Here is a 14594-nt window from a genome sequence, read left to right as displayed (position 1 = left end):
TGACCCGTTGACTATGAAACCGAAGAAAACCAGACTTCGCGCAATAGCGCTCAACCTCGATCTGTTTCAACCTGAAACGCTGACCCCTCCGGCGCCGGCGACCCTCTATACCAAGATCCTTCAGGATGCTTCGAGGGTCATTCAGATCGAGACGCCAGCCACGCCGATCCAGACCTCCACGGAGCTGCCACCGGTCGCCGAGCTCTATCGGCTGTACGATGCACTGAACTTCCGTTACTGGAATGGCAAGCTTCCGGCGGTGACCATTCAGTACTCTACCCGAATGCTTTCCGCCGGCTCCTATACACCACATAACAAGGTGATCAAGCTTGGCCGGCGATATCATGAGTTGTTCCCAGCCGAATTGGTGGATACACTCAAGCATGAGATGATCCATATCCTGCACTATTACCATGATGCCGCGTTCAAACGCGAAGCGGAGCGGGTCGGCACGACGATCAAAGCGACATTTCATCCGTCTCTGCAACGCCCGCCCAAATTTGTCTATGTCTGTCCGGCCTGCAAACGGGAGTACCCGCGCCACAAGCGGCTCATTATGCACTCATGTGGTACCTGCTCGCGTGGAAGCTTTGATTTCCGTTACAAACTGCGGTTGCGGAAACCCTGATCTTTTCTTCGCTCCGGAAACCCCATGCTAAACCTATTCAGGGTCCTGGTCTTGATCGTCCTGGTGACGGTGATCTCGTTCGCTATCACCAGCCCGGTCGAAGATAGCCTTGCCGCACTCTACTCCGCCGGTGGCAAGCGGTTCCCTGCGCGCAAGATCGTTGCCTTTCCCTTGATCCTTGAGACCTCATCGCTGGCATATGACGATAGTTCGGGGACTTTCTATACGACTGCCGATAAAGGGAAACCGCACATCATGCAGTTTCGCGTTAAGGGGAAAGAGGTCGAGATCATCCGGGCTGACACGATCAAAGGGATCAAGAGGAATTACGACTGGGAAGGGATCGAGTTGATCGCGCCTCCGAAAGGTCCGCGCTTCCTGCAACTGTCGACCGAACGGTTCAGGCAGAAAGACGCGATTGTCAATCCGGCAGTCTCGCTCGACAGCTTTACGAACCTCCCCGATCAGGCTTTTGTGGTCAAAGCCGAGGGGATAGGGCAGAACAACAATTTCGAGTCGGTCACCTATCTCCCGCCATTCGAACTCTTTTTATTCGGTAAGGAGCGCCAGCCGATCGGGCTGTATGGTGCCCGGAACGGCCAGCCGGCCTTTAAGATATTTGGCCAGACCGAATTCCAGTTCGCTCATGACCGGTTTATCGATTCGGCTCTCGGATCAAACTATGCGGTCGACCGGATCTCCGTCCTGAAGGGGATTGCGTTCTCCGGAATGGCATACGACAATCAGACAGGAAACCTGCTGATTCTCAACCGGTTTGGCCGGTCGGTGATCTCTGTCAGGTTAACCGAAGGCTCGACCTTTGGCTGGCAAATCGTTGACGTGTGGCCATATGACGGCATCGATGACGAATCGGACGAGTCACTCGAACCCGGCTCCCTGATCTATGGAGTTGGCGAGGGACTGGCGGTTTACGGAACGGGGGAGGAACGCACCCTTGCCATTATCACCGATCCGGGGAAAGACAACCGCCCCACATTATATCTCTTCCCGTACCCGCGTTAGAGGCCGTTAAGCCGCTGTTTTCTTTCGTTTTAGGCCCCACACGGGAATAAACCGGTCAAAAAAAGTTCTGTGACAGCTTGACATTTGGGTCCAGGCCATTATACTTATGGTCTTTTGTTTTAGGGATTTCCGTGAAAACTCTAAGGTTAAGAAGCAGATGAAGACATTTTTACCGAAAATTGACCCGGCCAACCGGCGCTGGTTTCTGGTGGATCTCGGCGGCGTGACTCTCGGTCGCGCAGCAGTACAGGTCGCCGCAGTGTTGCGTGGCAAGACCAAGCCGATCTTCACCCCGCACATCGATACCGGTGATCATGTGATTGCCGTGAACGCCGGCGGTCTCCGTGTGAGCGGGCATAACAAGCCCGAACAACTCACGTACTATCGTTATACCGGCTATCCGGGTGGACTTCGTGCAACCACCTATGCCGAACAAATGCGGAAGCGTCCCGAAGATGCTTTCTCCCATGCCGTCTGGCGCATGATGCCGAAGACGAAGCTGGGGAAGAAGCAGTTCACCAAACTGCATATCTATTCTGGTTCGGAACACCCGCACCAGGCTCAGAAACCGGAAAAATTGGACCTGAAGTAAAGCAAGGTTATGGAACAAAACTTAATTGGTGCAACGGGACGACGCAAAGAAGCGGTCGCTCGCGTTCAGCTCACTCCGGGCAAAGGGACATTCGTCATTAACGACCTTCCCGTGCTGGATTATCTCCAGCGCGATATGCTGGTCAGTTTGGCGCAGGGTCCGCTGGTGCTCACGGAAATGCTGGGACGTGTCGATATCGTCTGTCATACCAGAGGTGGTGGCAAGGCCGGTCAGGCCGATGCGATCCGTCTGGCGATCAGCCGTGCGTTGACTTTGTTGAATCCGGATCTTCGCCGACCGCTGCATGCCAACGGCATGATGACGCGCGACCCGCGCTCGGTTGAGCGGAAGAAATACGGACGCCCGAAAGCCCGTAAGCGCTTCCAGTACTCGAAGCGTTAGACAAATACCATCCCCCGCTTCGGCGGGGGAAATACACAACCTCGGCCGACCTGCTGGATGGTCCCACCGCTACGGGAACCAGTCGGGAATGACGCCGAGGTGACGAACAACCAGAATCTCTACGAGGGATCAGATGCTTACACCCAAACTCAAGGAGTTCCTCGAGGCTGGCGTCCACTTTGGTCACCAGACCCGTCGTTGGAACCCCAAGATGAAGCCGTTTATCTTTGCAGCTCGCAACGGCATCTACATCATTGACCTGCAGAAAACCATCAATGCCCTGGAACAGGCGAAGAAGAAAGTCCGCGAGATCGTCTCCGCCGGACGTCCGATCCTGTTTGTCGGCACCAAAAAACAGGCCCGCGAGGTGATCCTTGAACTCGCGCCGAAGTGCAATGGCTTTTATGTCACTGAGCGCTGGCTCGGCGGCATGCTGACCAACTTCAATACCATCAAGAACTCGATCAAGAAGCTCAAAGATATCGAGCGGATGCGCGAAGACGGCACTTTCGAGAAGTTCACCAAGAAAGAACGGTCCGGCATGGACAACGAAGCTGAAAAGCTGAATGAGATCCTGTCCGGTATCAAGGAGATGAATTATCTCCCCGGTCTGGTGATCATTGTTGATGCCAAGAAAGAGAAGATCGCGGTCTCCGAGTGCAAAAAGCTCGGCATCCCGATCATCGCTATCCTCGATACCAATGCCGACCCGGATCCGATCGATTTCCCGATCGCCGGCAACGATGACGCGATCAAGTCGATCCGCATCCTGTTGCGTGAGTTGGTGGATTCCGCGGCTGATGCGCTCGGCTCAATGCCGAACATCGGCGATATCAGCGTGGAACCGGATCGTGTTACGCCCCTGAAGACCTACGTCTCCGAAGAGGAGTCCGGTCGCGGGAAGTCGCCTGAGAAACAGTAAGGATCAGTGACCATGGAAATAACTGCACAACAAGTCAAAGAACTGCGCGAGAAAACCGGCGCCGGCATGATGGATTGCAAGAAAGCGCTGGCCGAAACGCAGGGTGATGTCGAAAAAGCGGTCCACCTCCTTCGGGAAAAAGGGATCGCAAAGGCCGCCTCAAAAGAAGGGCGCACGACCTCCGAAGGAACCATCGCTTCGCTCGTCGCCAACGGCGACAAGCTCGGTGTTTTGGTTGAGATCAATTGCGAAACCGATTTCGTCGCTCGTACCGATAAGTTCAAACAGTTTGCCTCGGATATCGCGCAGCATGTCGCGACCAATGCACCGAAAGATCTCGATGCCCTGAACGCGCAGACGATGCCGAATCATGAAGGCAAGTCAGTCTCTGATTACGTCAAAGGATTTATCGGCTCGCTCGGCGAGAATACCCAGATCAAGCGATTTGTCCGGATGGAATCGACCGGCTACCTGACCACCTATATTCACCCCGGTGACAAACTGGGCGTATTGGTGGAGATGGAAGCCTCAAGCAAAGTGACTGGCAATCCGGAGTTCAAGCAGTTTGCGCGCGATATCGCCATGCAGATCGCCGCGACCAGCCCACAAGCGGTCCGTCGCGAAGAAATGAACCAGGAATTGATCGCCTCAGAGCGCGAGATCTATCGCAAGCAAGTGCTCAACGAAGGGAAGCCGGAAAAGATCGTCGACAAGATCGTTGACGGCAAGATCGAGAAGTATTACACCGAGGTCGTCCTGATGGAACAGCTGTTCGTCAAGGATAACGACAAGACCATTGGCGATATCGTCAAGGCGGCGGTCGCCAGTCTCGGTGAAAACGTCGCGATCAAGCGGTTTGCCCGCTTCCGCCTGGGCGAATAACCGATGGATACCGACTCACCTACACCTGCGTATAAGCGGGTCCTGATCAAGCTGTCCGGTGAGGCCCTCATGGGCCCCACCGATTACGGCATCCACACTCCCACTGTCGAATTTATCTGCCGTCAGATCGCTGAGGTCAAATCGCTCGGTATCGAGCTGGGCCTGGTTATCGGGGGCGGGAATATCTTTCGCGGCATGAAGGGGGCCGAGCGCGGCATGGATCGTGTCACCGGCGATAATATCGGCATGCTCGCGACTGTGATGAACTCTCTCGCCGTGATGGATATGCTCGAACAGATGGGGATCTACACCCGCGTTATGTCGGCGGTCAAGATCGAAGCGTTCGCTGAGCCGTATATCCGCCGTCGCGCCATTCGCCACATGGAGAAGGGGAGAACGGTGATCTTCGCCGCCGGAACCGGCAATCCCTATTTCAGCACCGATACCGCCGCTTCACTCCGGGCGATGGAGGTTGGCGCACAACTGATGGTCAAAGCGACCAACGTCGACGGCGTCTATTCCGCCGACCCGAAAAAAGACAAGAATGCTGTTTTCTTCCCGAAACTGTCGTATATGGATGTTCTCACGAAAGAACTCAAAGTGATGGATTCAACCTCGATCTCGCTGCTGAAGGATAACAAGATCCCGGTTCGGGTGATCGACCTGAATGTGCCGGGGATCCTCAAGCAAGTGGTTCAGGGAGAGAATGTCGGCACTCTCATTTGCTAGGCAGTCCGACAGGGTAAAGGAGCATTGATCATGATTGAAGAGATTCTCAAACAGACCAAAGAGAAAATGCACAAGTCGGTGGAAGCTATTCACCGCGAGTTGGGGACTGTCCGAACGGGCAAAGCCTCGACTCACCTGCTCGACACCGTACGTGTCGAAGCGTACGGCAGCCAGATGCCGCTCAACCAGGTCGGCACTGTCTCCGCTCCCGAAGCGCGCATGCTGACTATCCAGGCATTTGATAAGACGGTAGTGGGCGAGATCGTCAAAGCGATCCAGAAAGCCGATCTCGGCCTCAACCCTCAACCCGATGGCACGCTCATCCGTATCCCGATCCCCGCACTCAACGAAGAACGACGCAAAGAGCTGGTCAAGCATTGCAAGCATATCGCTGAGGAGGGGAGAGTGGCGATCCGCAATATCCGCCGCGACGCCAACGAGCATCTGAAGAAAGCGCTCAAGGATCACAAAGTCGCCGAGGATTCAGAAAAGGATGGGATCGATAAGATCCAAAAGATGACGGACGATTACATCCGTCAGATCGATGATCAGCTTTCGAAGAAAGAGAAGGAGATGATGGAGGTATAACTCTCCATCGTCATCTCAGATATCAGAAACCCCGGTCTTTTCGGCCGGGGTTTTTTGTTAAAAAGCACACCAGGCTGACCGCAAATACCAAAATACCTCTGCAACAAACGCAACCCTTCTCACCGGTCACGATTATACTCGTACAAAGGAACGATTGTTGGCTCTGAACGAAGAAAGGCTCCTCAAGGAGATTGAAGATGATCCTCGCAGATTCGGGGAGATCTATGATGCCTTTTATGGCCGGATATTCGGGTATGCCTTCCGCCGAACCGGCAGTTACGATGCCGCCAAGGACATTGCCGCCGAGACCTTTCTGAAAGCATATGCCGGTGTCGGGAAATTTAAGTGGCGCAATATCTCAGTCCTGCATTGGCTGTATCGAATCGCGACGAACGAACTCAACAAATACTCCCGGGACCGTGCCTATGCGCCGGAGTCGTTGAGCAGGATACAGGAAGAGTACGGGATCGAGATAACGGACTACTCGAACGCGGAGACAGAAAGGGCGCGGCTTGCCGAAGAACTGGCGAAACACCGGGAGTATCTCAGGATAAATGAAACTATCAAGAAGCTCGATCTCAAGTATCAGGAAGTCATTTCACTGCGGTTCTACGAGCAGAAATCGATAAAGGAGATCTCGCTCATTCTCGGAAAGCGAGAAGGCACGATCAAGTCGCTTCTGTCACGGGGCATGGACAAATTGCGAGGATATCTCACAGGAGAATAGTATGAAAAAGCCAGAAGATGAAAGTCCGTTTAACGGGATACGAGTGCCGCAAGTCGAGGGGGTGGAGCACCAGCAGGAACTAAAGATCCCTCTGCTCAGATACCGGAAATCTTCGCGGGCGGGCCTTTGGCTGCTCGCGGTACCTATCGTCTTTGCTCTTACTGTTGTCCTGAAGTACGAGTTGGGGGTCTCTTTCCCAGGCTTCGATTATCTGCATGACTTCTTTGACTACGTGAGCGCCAACCAGTTTCTTACGATACTCATTCCCATCATATTCGTTGGTCTGCCGCTGCTTGCCATGACCATGAATTTTCTGGCGATCTGCCATTTTGCTTCGGCAAAGGGTAAGAACGAACTTTTGATAACGATCAAATGGCGGCCGGTCAATTTGGCAATATTCCTGCTCTCGTTTGCGGTGCTGATCTACTACGTCTTGCCGGACAATTTGCCGTAAGGGTGTAGTCACGCTCAAATTGTGATGGAATGTCAGGCGCGCAGATAATCGACTTCGCTTTGCTTGTCGACCGCGCCTGACCTACACGACTAATCCCGAACGGTTGCGGGTTCCCTACCCCGGATAACTCCCATTGATATACTGCCACAAGTGACGGTTCTCGAATTCGATATCCGTCATCTGCGTTTTCACCACGTCGCCGATCGAGATCAACCCGACCAAACGATTCCCCTTTACGATCGGCACATGCCGTATTCGGTTCTTGGTCATCACCCCGGCGATATAGCTCACATCGTCCGTCTCCAGTCCGACAATCACATCCGAGGTCATCAATTCTCCCACAGCAAGTTCGGCGAAGCCGTGGCAGTCGTGGTAGGCGCGGCGGAAGATATCTTTGTCGGAGAGGATCCCTACCAGCTCCTGCTGGTCGTTCAGCACCGGCAGGCAACTGACCTCATGTTTGATCAGGAGATTCATGGCGCTTCGGATCTTGGTGAGAGGGGAAGCGATGATCACCTCGCGCTTGCTTTTGGATTGCAGCAGCTCACGTACGGTCATACTTTCCTCCTGAACTTCGCTTTCGACAGCCGTGCGATGGGGTGAAATGCTGGTTGTGGCTGCCGTCGGGAAATGATATGTTTGACTAACCTGGCCGGACAGGCAGGTCGTTAGTATAATAGATACGGATGGAACGGGAGAGATGTCAAGACAAAAAAGGTCTATAATAGTCTGCTTGCTCCTTTTTGTCACAAGCGCCGCATGGCTCGCCATGGCGCAAAATGACTCCGCACAGACTATCAGCAATGACCCTATCCTCAACTACTACTGGAAACGGGCCGATGCCACACTGACCACTGCCGACCCCAATCAGCGAGGTATCAGCTACTCGTTTCTCGCCACAAGTTACTACAAAGAGATTCGCGATGAAGGGGCTGTTGCCTGGGTGGATTCGGTGAAAACCGCCTACTTCTACAGTTTCGGCAAGCTTGATTCATCGGTGGTGCGACGTTCACCTTCGCGCAAGATTCGCGATGTGCGACTCGACTACGTGAATGTTTTCCATGACCGGTATTATCTGAATGACTTCCCCAACGACACCGGCGGAGCATCCCTGGCCATCGGATTTGATACTGATACGACTCAGCCGAAACTTCCGACCGGTATCGCATTGATCGACCGGACCAGCTATTTCCCGCGTTGGCTCTATTTGCATTATGCCGCTGAGCCGGGGTACCGACGGTTCACTCGCTCGTTCCGCTTTACGGTACAGGACGGGATGGTTTTCCCCGATTCGATCTGGGAGGTTGCCACCCAGGATGGGCTCTTTTATTCCACCAGTTACCGAATGGAGACTCGGTTCGATAGCCTGACGATCTACCGGTAGCCGCTTGCCGCAATTGCGCTTGCGTCAGACCACTCGCCCGACTACTTTGGACCCGCTATGACCGATCACTTAGACGACCTCAAGGCCAGGATACTGGCACGCCCCGACCGGATTCCGACGCATATCGCGATCATCATGGACGGGAACGGCCGGTGGGCCGCGCAGCGACAAAAGCCGCGCACATATGGACATGAACACGGGGTAGAGGCGGTCAAGCGGGTCGTCGGTGCCTCAGGCGAGTTGGGCGTGAAGTACCTGACGCTTTACACCTTTTCAGTGGAGAACTGGAAGCGTCCCAAGGCCGAGGTCGACGCCCTTATGTCGCTTCTCGCCAAAACAACGCTCGACAACATCGACGAACTGATTGAGAAAGATGTCAAGCTGATCACAACTGGTCGGATCAATGGCTTGTCGATGACCCGACGGGCTGTGCTCGGCGAAGCGGTCCGTCGCACGCGAGACAACAAAGGTCTGGTACTCAATCTCGCCCTCAACTATGGCGGACGAACCGAGATTCTCGATGCCGTCAAGTCGATAGCTACTTCGGTCAAAGCGGGAGTGCTCGATGTTAATGATATCGATGAAAAGCTTTTCTCAGAGTTTCTCTATACCGCCAATATTCCTGATCCCGACCTGCTGATCAGAACATCGGGGGAGATGCGCATCTCCAATTTCCTTATCTGGCAGACGAGCTATACCGAACTCTATATCATCGATACCCTATGGCCGGATTTCGGCAAGAAGGAATTATTCGAAGCGGTGCTGGCGTATCAGAGCCGTGACCGACGGTTCGGCAAAGTATCCGAGGAGACCGAGGATGAGCCGCAATCTGCTTAGCCGCATCGCGGTTGCCGCGGTTGCCATTCCGGTCATTCTCTGGATCTGTTTTCAGGGGGGGATCTGGCTTTTCGGCATGATTGCGTTGTTCGCCGCTGTCGCTACCTTTGAGTTTTTGCATGGCGAGGGCATCAGCCCAAAGCGATTCTTCTTCTGGTTCACGTATCTCGCGGTTGCCTCCTGCTTTTTTGTCGCGTATAAGGCGGTTCCGTTTGATGAGCCGACCAACTTCATCATGGTGCGTTTCTCTTGGATCATCTACCTGATCGCCGGGGGAGCGGTAGTGGTACCGTTTCTGCTGGTGACCGGTATGATCCTGGCTATGGGGAAAGATTCCCCCTCCGAGCTTTTCCGCCGTCACACGCGACTGGTCTGGGGAGTCGCCTATATCGGTATGCTATACCCGATCGTCTATTTGATCGGCAACGACTACCTGATCGCCGACATGATCAAACCATCAGTTAATGGCGATATGCTGATGCTATTGTTCGGCATTCTCTGGGTGGGGGATACCTCCGCCATGGGGATAGGGAAGTGGCTCGGCAAACACAAGCTTGCCCCAGCGGTCTCGCCCAATAAAACGGTCGAAGGACTGATCGGCGGGTTTGCTGGAGCGATAGTCATTAGTCTGATCGTATATTACTGGAAATTTCCGCATCTGCCTATTCACCATTTCCTGATCATCCCCGTACTCTGTTCGCTGTTTGGCCAACTGGGTGATCTGGTGGAGTCGATGTGGAAACGGTCGCTTGGGCTGAAAGATTCGTCAGCGATCATCCCGGGGCATGGCGGCGTACTGGACCGATTTGATTCACTCCTCTTTGCCGCGCCGGTGCTCTACTATTATTCGCATCTCTTCCTGAAATGAGTCGACTCGACTATATTTTCGCGGCCCGGCCAATGTTGCATTTGCCCGGTTGGTCGATCTTCCTGGTCGCCTTGCACTACCATCACCAACTCTCCGGCGACAGATTCTCGCTGGAGGATCTTCTGGTGTTGCTTGGTATTACCTGTATGACTGCCGGAGCGATGTACCTTAACCAGGTATTCGACAAAGAATCCGACGCCATCAACCAGAAGCTGGGCTATGTCTCCAATGGCATTATCAGCGAGCAAAAGATGATGCGTGCGTTTTTTTTGATATCCGGAGTGGGGCTTGCGATCGGCTATCTTATCTCGTTTGTCACCGCCGCTATCTTCATTGTCGCGTTTCTGCTCTCCTGGCTTTATTCGGCGCCGCCGTTTCGACTCAAGGACCGTCCGTTTTTGGGGCTGTTCGCTAATGGCTTCTCTATAGGTTTCTTGATTTCGATCGCCGTTATGCCCGATCTCAATCTGCACAATGCTGGACTGCTTGGCTGGGACAACCCGTTCTATTTCGGTCTCGTCGTCTCCGCCACCTACTGTCTGACCACTATCCCTGATATATCCGGTGACACAGCCACCGGCAAAAGAACAATTGCCGTAGCCTCGTCGCCACGCTTCGCCGCTTTGCTGTCTACTTTGCTGTACGCTACAGCGACTTATCTTGCCTACCGATCCGGCTATTCGGTCCTGGCCGTTCTTTCCGGATATGCGCTTTGCCTGGCGATTTGGTATCTGGTCACCCCCTCGATGAAGGCAGTCTTGATTGCGACGAAAATTCCGATCCTTATTCTCAGCGGACTGGCCGCTTATTTCTATCCCGCCTACTTTGTTTTTATGATTGTCATGATCTGGCTGACCCACCTATACTATAAGCGTCGCTTTAACCTGAATTACCCGAGTCTGAGATGACCTTCTGCCGCTTGCTCATCGGAATCGCACTTATCTGCCTGGTTGGTTGTTCACCATACCCGCGTTTTGCGCAGTATGGGTCTACCACGCCGGAACAGAAGAGTGAGACTGCCGAATGGCGCCGCACCGAAGACTACCTCAATTTCGGCGCGATCGTTCAGAAGTATCTTGGGAAACCATATGCCGGCAGTTCGCGTTATCAACCAGGAATAGATTGTTCGCTCTTCACGCAGGAAGTGATGCGCGAGTATGCGCGGATCATGCTTCCGCGGTCGGCCGCCGAGCAATACACCCAGGGGCTGGAGGTCTCGCGGCGCAATCTGATGTATGGCGACCTGGTCTTTTTTGAGACCGAACGAGGACGGATCACGCATGTCGGAATTTATATCGGTTTTGGCGAGTTCATTCACGCCTCCAGTTCCCAGGGGGTCATTATCAGCGCCCTCAATGAGACGTACTGGGCCCAGCGGTTTGTCGGCGCCCGACGGATCCTGCAGTAATCCAGTCCCGTGTTTCGCCATCAACTCTCTCCGCACCAACTGACAGGAATGTGATATCGTGGAACTGAAACTTGCCAATCTCCCCGAATCCCCCGGCGTCTATCTTTTCAAGAACGCCCAGGGGAAAGTGATCTACATCGGCAAGGCGAAAAACCTCAAGAACCGGGTCCGCTCCTATTTCCAGGATTCCCATCGTGATGTCAAAACTGCCGCCCTGGTGGCGCACGTAGCCGATTTCGAATTGATGGTCACGCACAATGAGATCGAGTCGCTCATCCTCGAAGCCAACCTGGTGCACGAGTATAAGCCCCGCTATAACATCTTTCTGAAAGACGACAAGCACTTCCCGTATATCAAAGTTTCCACTCAGGAACTCTATCCGCGGATCTTTGTGGTCCGCAAGCTGCAAAAGGATAACTCGCGCTATTTCGGACCCTACACCAACATCAAGAGTATTTACAAGACTCTGCAGTTTCTGGCTCGGCTGTTTAAGATCCGGAGTTGTCATTTGGTGATTCCCAATCCGACCAATAAAAAGTACAAGGTCTGTCTCGACTATCATATCAAGCGATGCGAAGGGCCATGCGAGGGGCTGGTGTCGCCCGAGGTCTATCGCCGCAATGTCGATTCGCTGATAATGATGCTCTCCGGCAAATCGAAAGAACTGATCCGTCAGTTGAGTGAGCGGATGGCCACAGCCTCCGACGAGACCCGCTTTGAAGAAGCGATGGCGATCCGCGACCAGATCGAGCAGATCAAAACGATGATGACCAGGCAGTCGGTTGATGTCGGCGAACTGGTCGACCGCGATGTGGTCAACCTGGCCCGTGAGGGGGGACTGACCGTGGCGGTGGTGATGCAGATTCGCGAGGGTGTGTTGATTGGCCGACAGGATTTCTATGTCGAATCCGAGGTTGCCGATGGCGACGACGAGGTGTTGCAGACCTTTCTCACTCAGTATTACAACCACCAGCCAAACCTTCCCGAAGAGATCGTTATCCCGACCGAGGTTCCGGACATGAAGCTGCTGCAAAGCTGGCTGAAAGAGAGCCGCGAATCGCGTATCAAATTGCTTGTCCCCAAGATCGGCGACAAGATGCCGATGTTGACTTTGGCGGCCAAGAACGCCCGGATGTTGCTCGATGAAAAGTTGATCCAGCGCAAGATGCTTTCCGAACGAATGAGTAAAATGGTCCTGGCCCTGAAAGACGAATTGAAGTTGTCCAGTTCGCCGCGGACCATGATCTGCTTTGATATCTCCAATACGGGGGAGACCGATGCCGTTGGTTCGGGGGTCTATTTCGACAATGGTAAACCGAAAAAGTCGGAGTACCGCCACTTCAAGATCAAGGGAGTGAAAGGGCAGGATGATTTTAAGATGATGCGCGAGGTGGTCGGGCGCTATTTCCACCGGATTCGCGAAGAGAACTTGCAGCCACCCGATCTGGTGATTGTGGATGGCGGCAAGGGACAGCTCTCCAATGCGCAAGAAGAACTAATGTCGTTAGGGTTTGACAAACAGATGATCATCTCGCTCGCTAAGCGACTGGAGGAGGTCTATTTGCCTGACCTCTCCGAGCCGATCACGATCCCGAAATCCTCTCCGGCTCTCAATCTGTTGAAGCGGATTCGCGACGAAGCTCATCGTTTTGCCATTACCTACAATCGCAAGGTCCGAACACAACGGACTATCAAGTCCGCCCTGGATGATATCCCCGGAGTTGGTCCGGCCAAACGGCAACTCCTGTTGACCGAATTCGGCTCGGTCGAACGGATCAGAAAGCTCTCTGTCGAAGACCTGACTCAGATCAAGGGGATCACGCCGAAACTGGCACAGGCGATATTACAGAAATTGACCGCCGAAGCGAGCTAATCGCTTTTGGCGCAAAAGTAATTGCCAGCCGAACCTCCTCATTCTATACTCGAACCATGACTCCACTGCCAGACAAAAAGGAACCTCGCGCCTATACGGTCACCGCCATTACGCGGATGATCAAAACCGCCCTGGAAGAGAGCTTTGTTGATCTCTGGGTGGAAGGGGAGATATCGGATTACAAACACCACACCTCCGGGCATCGTTACTTTATTCTCAAGGATGAAAATGCTTCGATCCGGGTCACGCTCTGGCGCGGAGCGGCCTCGGCCGTGAAGTTTGATATTCAGAATGGCCAGCATGTCCGGATCTACGGCGAGATCTCCGTCTACGAAAAGCAGGGGAATTATCAACTCAACTGCCGCCAGATCGTCCCGGTTGGTGTTGGCGCACTTGAACTGGCCTTTCGACAGTTGCATGAGCGACTGCAAAAGGAAGGGCTGTTTGATCCATCGCTCAAGAAACCAATTCCCGAGTATGCAACCAGGATCGGCATTGTTACTTCGCCGACCGGGGCGGCGATCCGCGATATCATCCAGATTAGTCGTCGACGAAACAGCTCAGTCGAGCTGATCATATACCCTGCCGCGGTACAGGGGGATGGCGCCGAGAAAACGATTGCGGCGGGAATTGACTATTTCAACAGTCGCGATGATATCGATCTGTTGATAGTTGGGCGTGGCGGCGGATCCCTCGAAGACCTATGGGCTTTCAATACCGAAATAACCGTGCGCGCTATCGCTCGCTCACGTATCCCGGTTATCTCCGCAGTCGGCCATGAAATAGATGTTACTCTGTCCGATCTGGTAGCGGACCATCGCGCGCCTACTCCTTCGGCAGCGGCGGAGATCGCCGTCTGGTCAAAGAAGGATTTTCAGGAGCAAGTGCGCGGGACGATCACCGCTTTGGCCGGCGAACTGCAATATCTTGTCGAGCAAGCTCGTGCGACCCTGACGAATCTGACGGACCGTCCGCCGTTTCGACGTCCGCTCGATCGGATACAGCAACTCCAGCAGACACTTGATTACACGCGCAAGGCGCTGGATAACGCCGGAAAATACCATTTTGACGCCCACAAAAACCGGCTATCTTTGTTCATCTCCCAGCTTGAGGCGCTGTCTCCGTTGAAAGTCCTGGCTCGTGGATATTCGGTGGCACGCAAGCTGCCTGCTGGTCCGGTGCTGGTAGCCCACAACGAAATAACGCCCGGCGATCGACTTGAAACTGTGTTAGCCAAAGGGAAGATAATCTCCGTGGTTGAGTCGACTACGGAATAA

Annotated in this window: 18 protein-coding genes; 17 read left to right on the top strand and 1 reads right to left on the bottom strand. The window is 53.8% G+C overall.

All coding sequences use genetic code 11. The annotated features are described in order from the left end of the window. The first annotated feature begins 13 nt into the window (after window positions 1-13). The 10 genes from IPH75_15850 (at window position 14) to IPH75_15805 (ending at window position 6947) form a co-directional block, all read left to right on the top strand. Window positions 14-628, top strand: a complete 615-nt coding sequence (locus IPH75_15850; GenBank protein MBK7143538.1) for a hypothetical protein — start codon at window positions 14-16, stop codon at window positions 626-628. A 24-nt stretch (window positions 629-652) separates the two neighbouring features. Next, window positions 653-1651 (top strand): SdiA-regulated domain-containing protein, encoded by a 999-nt coding sequence (locus IPH75_15845; GenBank protein ID MBK7143537.1) that lies wholly within the window; start codon window positions 653-655, stop codon window positions 1649-1651. Window positions 1652-1808: 157 nt separating this feature from the next. After that, window positions 1809-2243 (top strand): 50S ribosomal protein L13, encoded by a 435-nt coding sequence (gene rplM / locus IPH75_15840; GenBank protein ID MBK7143536.1) that lies wholly within the window; start codon window positions 1809-1811, stop codon window positions 2241-2243. 9 nt (window positions 2244-2252) lie between these two features. Then, a complete protein-coding gene (gene rpsI, locus IPH75_15835) occupies window positions 2253-2645 on the top strand; it encodes a 30S ribosomal protein S9 (GenBank protein MBK7143535.1) in 393 nt (130 codons plus the stop codon). Between the two features lie 133 nt (window positions 2646-2778). Beyond that, window positions 2779-3567 (top strand): 30S ribosomal protein S2, encoded by a 789-nt coding sequence (rpsB, locus tag IPH75_15830; protein MBK7143534.1) that lies wholly within the window; start codon window positions 2779-2781, stop codon window positions 3565-3567. Window positions 3568-3579: 12 nt separating this feature from the next. After that, window positions 3580-4449, top strand: coding sequence for an elongation factor Ts (locus tag IPH75_15825; GenBank protein MBK7143533.1), 870 nt, complete (start codon window positions 3580-3582; stop codon window positions 4447-4449). 3 nt (window positions 4450-4452) lie between these two features. After that, window positions 4453-5178, top strand: coding sequence for a UMP kinase (locus IPH75_15820; protein MBK7143532.1), 726 nt, complete (start codon window positions 4453-4455; stop codon window positions 5176-5178). A 30-nt stretch (window positions 5179-5208) separates the two neighbouring features. Then, on the top strand, window positions 5209-5766 hold the full coding sequence (gene frr, locus IPH75_15815; protein ID MBK7143531.1) for a ribosome recycling factor: 558 nt from the start codon (window positions 5209-5211) through the stop codon (window positions 5764-5766). A gap of 157 nt (window positions 5767-5923) precedes the next feature. Next, entirely contained in the window at window positions 5924-6493 is a 570-nt protein-coding gene (locus tag IPH75_15810; protein MBK7143530.1) for an RNA polymerase sigma factor, read from the top strand. 1 nt (window position 6494) lies between these two features. Then, on the top strand, window positions 6495-6947 hold the full coding sequence (locus tag IPH75_15805; protein MBK7143529.1) for a hypothetical protein: 453 nt from the start codon (window positions 6495-6497) through the stop codon (window positions 6945-6947). Between the two features lie 114 nt (window positions 6948-7061). On the opposite strand, the gene IPH75_15800 is transcribed toward IPH75_15805, so the two are convergent. Further along, the gene (locus IPH75_15800) at window positions 7062-7505 is read right to left on the bottom strand and encodes a CBS domain-containing protein (protein MBK7143528.1); all 444 of its coding nucleotides are present in this window, start codon (window positions 7503-7505) and stop codon (window positions 7062-7064) included. A 175-nt stretch (window positions 7506-7680) separates the two neighbouring features. Between IPH75_15800 and IPH75_15795 the strand changes: the two genes are divergently transcribed. Genes IPH75_15795 through xseA form a run of 7 tightly spaced genes read left to right on the top strand, consistent with a single transcriptional unit; the run spans window position 7681 to window position 14594 of the window. After that, window positions 7681-8331, top strand: coding sequence for a hypothetical protein (locus IPH75_15795; GenBank protein MBK7143527.1), 651 nt, complete (start codon window positions 7681-7683; stop codon window positions 8329-8331). Between the two features lie 57 nt (window positions 8332-8388). Then, entirely contained in the window at window positions 8389-9168 is a 780-nt protein-coding gene (locus IPH75_15790) for an isoprenyl transferase (protein MBK7143526.1), read from the top strand. Next, complete coding sequence (locus IPH75_15785) at window positions 9149-10036, top strand: phosphatidate cytidylyltransferase (GenBank protein ID MBK7143525.1); 888 nt, start codon at window positions 9149-9151, stop codon at window positions 10034-10036. Before IPH75_15790 ends, IPH75_15785 begins: the two co-directional genes overlap by 20 nt. Next, window positions 10033-10944, top strand: a complete 912-nt coding sequence (locus IPH75_15780; GenBank protein MBK7143524.1) for a UbiA family prenyltransferase — start codon at window positions 10033-10035, stop codon at window positions 10942-10944. The genes IPH75_15785 and IPH75_15780 overlap by 4 nt, the downstream gene beginning before the upstream one ends. A gap of 11 nt (window positions 10945-10955) precedes the next feature. Next, window positions 10956-11444, top strand: coding sequence for a C40 family peptidase (locus IPH75_15775; GenBank protein ID MBK7143523.1), 489 nt, complete (start codon window positions 10956-10958; stop codon window positions 11442-11444). Window positions 11445-11502: 58 nt separating this feature from the next. Further along, window positions 11503-13317: an excinuclease ABC subunit UvrC gene (gene uvrC / locus IPH75_15770; GenBank protein MBK7143522.1), complete on the top strand. Its 1815-nt coding sequence runs from the start codon at window positions 11503-11505 to the stop codon at window positions 13315-13317. A gap of 56 nt (window positions 13318-13373) precedes the next feature. Then, window positions 13374-14594, top strand: a complete 1221-nt coding sequence (gene xseA, locus IPH75_15765; GenBank protein ID MBK7143521.1) for an exodeoxyribonuclease VII large subunit — start codon at window positions 13374-13376, stop codon at window positions 14592-14594.

Source organism: bacterium, assembly GCA_016708025.1.
Taxonomy (GTDB): Bacteria; Zixibacteria; MSB-5A5; order GN15; family FEB-12; genus FEB-12.
This window is presented reverse-complemented; position numbering and strand designations above follow the sequence as displayed.

Bases quoted from the DNA above. Each gene is read 5' to 3' on its own strand.
- rpsI (MBK7143535.1), top strand. From the start codon at position 2,253: ATGGAACAAAACTTAATTGGTGCAACGGGACGACGCAAAGAAGCGGTC.
- IPH75_15825 (MBK7143533.1), top strand. From the start codon at position 3,580: ATGGAAATAACTGCACAACAAGTCAAAGAACTGCGCGAGAAAACCGGC.
- xseA (MBK7143521.1), top strand. From the start codon at position 13,374: ATGACTCCACTGCCAGACAAAAAGGAACCTCGCGCCTATACGGTCACC.
- IPH75_15785 (MBK7143525.1), top strand. From the start codon at position 9,149: ATGAGCCGCAATCTGCTTAGCCGCATCGCGGTTGCCGCGGTTGCCATT.
- rplM (MBK7143536.1), top strand. From the start codon at position 1,809: ATGAAGACATTTTTACCGAAAATTGACCCGGCCAACCGGCGCTGGTTT.
- frr (MBK7143531.1), top strand. From the start codon at position 5,209: ATGATTGAAGAGATTCTCAAACAGACCAAAGAGAAAATGCACAAGTCG.
- IPH75_15800 (MBK7143528.1), bottom strand. From the start codon at position 7,505: ATGACCGTACGTGAGCTGCTGCAATCCAAAAGCAAGCGCGAGGTGATC.
- IPH75_15805 (MBK7143529.1), top strand. From the start codon at position 6,495: ATGAAAAAGCCAGAAGATGAAAGTCCGTTTAACGGGATACGAGTGCCG.
- rpsB (MBK7143534.1), top strand. From the start codon at position 2,779: ATGCTTACACCCAAACTCAAGGAGTTCCTCGAGGCTGGCGTCCACTTT.
- IPH75_15790 (MBK7143526.1), top strand. From the start codon at position 8,389: ATGACCGATCACTTAGACGACCTCAAGGCCAGGATACTGGCACGCCCC.
- IPH75_15780 (MBK7143524.1), top strand. From the start codon at position 10,033: ATGAGTCGACTCGACTATATTTTCGCGGCCCGGCCAATGTTGCATTTG.
- IPH75_15820 (MBK7143532.1), top strand. From the start codon at position 4,453: ATGGATACCGACTCACCTACACCTGCGTATAAGCGGGTCCTGATCAAG.
- IPH75_15845 (MBK7143537.1), top strand. From the start codon at position 653: ATGCTAAACCTATTCAGGGTCCTGGTCTTGATCGTCCTGGTGACGGTG.
- IPH75_15850 (MBK7143538.1), top strand. From the start codon at position 14: ATGAAACCGAAGAAAACCAGACTTCGCGCAATAGCGCTCAACCTCGAT.